Source organism: Pseudomonas sp. FSL R10-0399 (assembly GCF_009600165.1).
Taxonomy (GTDB): domain Bacteria; phylum Pseudomonadota; class Gammaproteobacteria; order Pseudomonadales; family Pseudomonadaceae; genus Aquipseudomonas; species Aquipseudomonas helleri.
The window spans coordinates 1-5541 of record NZ_WIWK01000192.1; the positions used below are offsets into that span (position 1 = coordinate 1).

At 57.0% G+C, this 5541-nt stretch carries 4 protein-coding genes and 1 tRNA gene; 2 read left to right on the forward strand and 3 right to left on the reverse strand.

Annotated elements, in window-relative coordinates:
- Positions 1-34: 34 nt before the first annotated feature.
- The 3 genes from GHO41_RS28290 to GHO41_RS28300 form a co-directional block, all read right to left on the reverse strand.
- Positions 35-640: a methyltransferase domain-containing protein gene (locus GHO41_RS28290; RefSeq protein WP_153435262.1), complete on the reverse strand. Its 606-nt coding sequence runs from the start codon at positions 638-640 to the stop codon at positions 35-37.
- A 556-nt stretch (positions 641-1196) separates the two neighbouring features.
- Positions 1197-2522 (reverse strand): Nramp family divalent metal transporter, encoded by a 1326-nt coding sequence (locus tag GHO41_RS28295; RefSeq protein ID WP_048368868.1) that lies wholly within the window; start codon positions 2520-2522, stop codon positions 1197-1199.
- Positions 2523-2552: 30 nt separating this feature from the next.
- Positions 2553-3503, reverse strand: coding sequence for a 2-hydroxyacid dehydrogenase (locus GHO41_RS28300; RefSeq protein WP_153435263.1), 951 nt, complete (start codon positions 3501-3503; stop codon positions 2553-2555).
- A 214-nt stretch (positions 3504-3717) separates the two neighbouring features.
- On the opposite strand from GHO41_RS28300, the gene gltX reads away from it, so the two are divergent.
- Together gltX and GHO41_RS28310 are read left to right on the forward strand one after the other, a co-directional pair.
- Positions 3718-5199: a glutamate--tRNA ligase gene (gene gltX, locus GHO41_RS28305; protein ID WP_153330962.1), complete on the forward strand. Its 1482-nt coding sequence runs from the start codon at positions 3718-3720 to the stop codon at positions 5197-5199.
- A gap of 265 nt (positions 5200-5464) precedes the next feature.
- A tRNA-Ala gene (locus tag GHO41_RS28310) sits at positions 5465-5540 on the forward strand.
- Position 5541: the final 1 nt, after the last annotated feature.

A 5541-nucleotide genomic window follows, 5' to 3' on the forward strand; every position in this document is an offset into this window, starting at 1 on the left:
AGAAGCCGTGGTGATGCGGCATGATGCTCCCGCTTCAATTCAATAACCGTGTTGCACTCAGATCCTGCAACCGCCCTATATAAAGACTGTTGAGGATGTCTTGAAATCGAGCGTCTGGTCCTCTGACTTTTTCAAACATAATGAATGCGCCGCCCCAGTTCAAAGATTCGTAGATGCGATCAATTAATAACTGACGAGCACGTGGGTGCACAAATTGAATAGTGTAGTAAGCAACAATTAAATCACTTTTTGCAAAGGGGAAGGTCAATATATCGTCGGTTATGAAACTAACGTTGTCTTGTTTGGGTGCGCACAAATGGTCATTGGCTTTGAGTGTCATCGCCGGTTCCAAATCTATGCCGACCCAGTTTGTCGAGGAGCAGTGACGCAGTGCAAGCTGTCTGGTTAAAGTGCCGGTGGAACTTCCAAGTTCGTAGCATGTGCTGTCATGTTTTACGAAAAAATCGCTGAGTGACAGTACAATACTGTGCCCGTCTTTATAGTGAGGTACGGACTTGGATACATGGGAATCGAAATGCTGTGGGGTAGTACCTCCAAAAGTCCACGATGCATTGCTACATTCTACGCCGTCTCCTGCTGTTTCGTTCGAAACAGTAGGTGGGGTTAGTGAGGAAGACATATGTGTCATATCCTTTTTTAGTTAGCAATGGAGGTTTATTGAGTTTGATTTTTGCGGCTTGGATGGATGGTAGCTAGGCGCAGTTGATCTGTCATTGGTTTTTTTTTGTGGGGAAAAAGTGTTTTAAAAGTGCTTGGTTTTTATGAAGGGTGGGGGTGCTAATATATTTTTCTTACTATTCATGGTGTTGTAGGTGTGTGTGGGGTGTGTGTTGATTGTTCTTGTAAGGTTTTTCGAATACTGAAACCTATTTGTATGAAATTTCCGTCGCAATAAAGGCGAAGTTCTTACTTGGGTGGGTGCTCTGGAAAATTCACTACAACTGCATTTCTCTGTAGTTGTTTTTTTACGCCATGCTCGGGTGTAGACTGTTAAAGTATTGTGCCTAATTGTAGAGGGTTAAGGCGCCGTTTAAATAACGGCAACTTGGTTTTTTGGGGTGGAGAGTTAAAAGTTGGGTGGATGAGTTTGTTTTTCCTGGATATGGCTTTGTGACTCTCAAAGCCGGTGCTTTCCGTTATTGCTGCTGGCGCAGATGTGGCTACACGAACCGTTTTCAATCCCCAAATCCAATCTGCGCAATCAACCACACATTCGCCCCGCTGATCACGGCAAACAGGAACCACGCCAGCAGCTTTGTCGGCAGCCGATTTGCGAAAGGCCCCATGAGCGTCGGGTCGCTGGTCATGCGGATCAGCGGGTAGAGCGCAAAGGGCAGTTGCAGGCTCAGCACGACCTGGCTAAGGATCAGCAGTTTGCCCACGGCGTCATCGCCCATCAGCCACACCCCGAGGAACGCCGGGATCAAGGCCAGGCCACGGGTAATCAGGCGGCGCTGCCAGCAGGGGATGCGCAGGTTCAAGTAGCCTTCCATGATCACTTGCCCGGCAATGGTGCCGGTGAAGGTCGAGCTTTGCCCCGAGGCCAGTAATGCCACGCCAAACAGCACGCTGGCCATCGCGCCGCCGACCAGCGGGTCGAGCATGCGGTAGGCGTCCTGGATTTCGACGATGTCAGAATGGCCGGTCTGATGGAAGGCGGCAGCGGCGAGGATCAGGATGGCGGCGTTGACCAGCAGGGCCAGGGTCAGCGAACCGATGGTGTCGATGCGCGACAGGCGTACGGCGTCGAGTTTGCTGGCGTAGTCGCGGCCGGTCAGGCGGGTTTGCACGATGGAGGTGTGCAGGTAGAGGTTGTGCGGCATGACCGTGGCGCCAATGATGCCGATGGCGATGTACAGCGGCGCGGCGTCGCTGATGGCGGAAAGGGAAGGTTTGAAGCCTTCGAAAACATCCGGCCAGTAGGGTTTGATCAGCACCAGTTCAACGAAAAAACACGCGGCGATGGTCATCACCAGAGCCAGCATGATGGCTTCGAGGCGGCGGAAGCCTTTGCCTTGCAGCGCCAGAATCAACAGGGTGTCGAAGGCGGTCAGGGCGATGCCGAAGGTCAGCGAGCAGCCTAGCAGCAAGTGGAAGGCCAGCGCGCAGCCGAGTACTTCGGCGAGGTCGGTGGCGATGATCGAGATTTCTGCCAATACCCATTGAAACCGCGCCGAGCGCTGGCTGTAGCGTTCGCGGCAAAGTTGCGCCAGGTCGCGCCCGGTGGCGATGCCCAGGCGAGAGCACAAACACTGCACGGCCATCCCGGCCAGGCTGGCGAGCAATACCACAAACAGCAAGCTGTAGCCGTAGCGCGAACCTGCTTCGATGGCGGTGGCCCAGTTGCCCGGATCCATGTAACCGATGCTGATCAACAAGCCGGGCCCGGCGAAGCTCAGCGCGCGTTTCCAGAACGGCGCCCTGGTGTCCACGGGGACGCTGCCGCTGACTTCAGGTGGGCAGAAGGGCGCGGTGGCGATTTTTGGCAGGCTGAATTTCAAACGCGGGCTCCGGGACTTTATAAATCAGTGTTAGCGAGGTGCAGGCAGTTGCAGCGGTGTCAGTAACGGCTGGCCACTAAAAAACGCCTGCAGGTTGTCGACCACCAATTGCACGGTGTCTTTAGCCGCTTCGGGCGATTGGCCGGCCACGTGCGGGGTCATGACCACGTTGCTGAGGGTTTTCAGGCCATCGGGGACCAATGGCTCGCCGTCAAACACATCAAGCCCGGCACCGGCGATGGTGCCTGCGGCCAGGGCGGTGATCAGGGCTTGAGTGTCGACCACGCTGCCCCGGCCAATGTTGATCAGGTAGCCGTCGGGGCCCAGCGCTTGGAGTACGCTGGCGTCGACCAAGTGTCGCGTGCCCGCACCGCCGGGGGTCGCCAGCACCAGAAAGTCCACCGCGCTGGCCAGGTCGTGTACGTTGGCGCGGTAGGTGTACGGGCTGTCCGGGCGGGGTTGGCGGGTGTGGTAGCTGACGCTCATGTCAAAACCCAGCGCGGCCCGTTTGGCGATGGCTTGACCCACTGCGCCAAGGCCGACAATGCCCAGGCGTTTTCCGGACAGGCTCGGCTGGCGTACTTTGATCCATTCGTTGCGGCGCACACTGGCGTCCGCTTGGGGTATGCCGCGCACCGTAGACAACAGTAGCGCCAGGGTATGGTCAGCCACGCACGAGGCGTTGGCCCCGGCGCCATTGGTCACCTTGATCCCGCGATTGCTGGCGGCCTGCAAATCGACTTCTTCATAGCCGGCGCCAATCACGCAGATGATGCCGAGCAAGGGCAGGGCGGCCATTTCATCATCGCGCAAACCCAGCGGGCCGCGGGTCAGCACGACGTCGATACGTGCGCCGTGGCTGGCGATGGCCTCGGCGCGGCTGGCGGCGCTGGGCGCAAGAATCAGTTCATAACCCTGGTCTTCCAGCAAATACAGACAGTCGTTAACCGTTTCAACCAGCACCAGCACTACGTGGCCCATGGGGAGACTCCAGACAGGGATGACCGAGAATGAGGCGAGATTAGCACCTCTGTCCCGGGGTTTTCCCTGTATCAACTTGATACAAACGCTCTATTTGGAGGTTTTTTCATCTGCGCGTCGGATGTTCGGCCTTTGCCTGCGTGCTGCGCTGGAGCCGAGCCGGGTCGGCCTGTTAAGATTCGCCCTTTGTTTTATCTTCACTTCGAGATCGCTCATGACCACCGTTCGCACGCGCATCGCGCCATCACCGACTGGCGACCCCCACGTAGGTACCGCTTACATCGCTTTGTTCAACTACTGCTTTGCCAAGCAGCATGGCGGCGAGTTCATCCTGCGCATCGAAGACACTGACCAATTGCGTTCGACCCGCGAGTCGGAACAGCAGATCTTCGACGCCCTGCGCTGGTTGGGGATCACCTGGAGCGAAGGCCCGGACGTTGGCGGACCGCACGGTCCGTACCGTCAAAGCGAGCGCAGTGACATCTACAAGCAATACACCCAGGAACTGGTCGACAAGGGCTATGCGTTCCCGTGCTTCTGCACCGCAGAAGAGCTGGACCAAATGCGCGCCGAGCAAATGGCCAAGGGCGAAACCCCGCGTTACGACGGCCGTGCCTTGCTGCTGTCGCAAGAAGAAATCGACCGCCGCCTGGCCGCAGGCGAGCCGCACGTGATCCGCATGAAAGTGCCGACCGAGGGCGTGTGCGTGGTGCCGGACATGCTGCGTGGCGACGTCGAGATCCCGTGGGACCGCATGGACATGCAGGTACTGATGAAGGCTGACGGCCTGCCAACGTACTTTCTGGCCAACGTGGTCGATGACCACCTGATGGGCATCACCCACGTGCTGCGTGGCGAAGAATGGCTGCCATCGGCGCCAAAACTGATCCTGCTGTACGAATACTTTGGCTGGGAACAACCGCAGTTGTGCTACATGCCGCTGCTGCGTAACCCGGACAAGAGCAAGCTGTCCAAGCGCAAGAACCCGACGTCGGTGACGTTCTACGAGCGCATGGGCTTTATGCCTGAGGCCATGCTCAACTACCTGGGCCGCATGGGCTGGTCGATGCCGGACGAGCGCGAGAAGTTCTCGCTGCAAGAAATGGTCGATAACTTTGATCTGTCCCGTGTCTCCCTGGGCGGGCCGATTTTCGATATCGAGAAGCTTTCCTGGCTCAATGGCCAATGGCTGCGTGACTTGCCGCTGGAAGAGTTCGCCAGCCGCGTGCAGCACTGGGCGTTGAACCCCGACTACATGATGAAGATCGCGCCGCTGGTGCAGGGCCGGGTTGAAACCTTCAGCCAGATCGCGCCGTTGGCCGGGTTCTTCTTCGCAGGCGGCGTGCAGCTGGATGCCAAGCTGTTTGAGCACAAAAAGCTCTCCGGCGATCAAGTACGCCAGTTGATGCAGTTGATTTTGTGGAAGCTCGAAAGCCTGCGTCAGTGGGAGAAAGACGCGATCACGGCGTGCATTCAGACCGTGGTGGAATCCCTTGAACTGAAGCTGCGTGATGCCATGCCGCTGATGTTCGCTTCCATCACTGGCCAGGCCAGCTCGGTGTCGGTACTGGATGCCATGGAGATCCTGGGCCCGGACCTGACGCGTTTCCGTCTGCGTCAGGCGCTGGACCTGCTGGGTGGCGTGTCGAAGAAAGAAAACAAAGAGTGGGAAAAGCTGTTCAGCGCAATGGCTTGATTCGCGTTTATTTGTAGTCGCTGCCGAAGGCTGCGAGAGGGGCCGAAGGTATTTTGGAACAGCAGGGCTGCTATGCAGCCCATCGCAGCCTGCGGCAGCGACTACAAATTTAATCAGCGCGCCCCCGTGTTTTCGGGGTTTTAAGGGTAAGTGGTTGTTCTCACGGCAAATTTTTTTAGAAATTTTTAAAAATAAGTTTGACAGCCTACCGATCCAGTCTTAATATGCGCCCCGTCCACACAGCAACACGCAACACTGACTGTTTGGGGCTATAGCTCAGCTGGGAGAGCGCTTGCATGGCATGCAAGAGGTCAACGGTTCGATCCCGTTTAGCTCCACCAA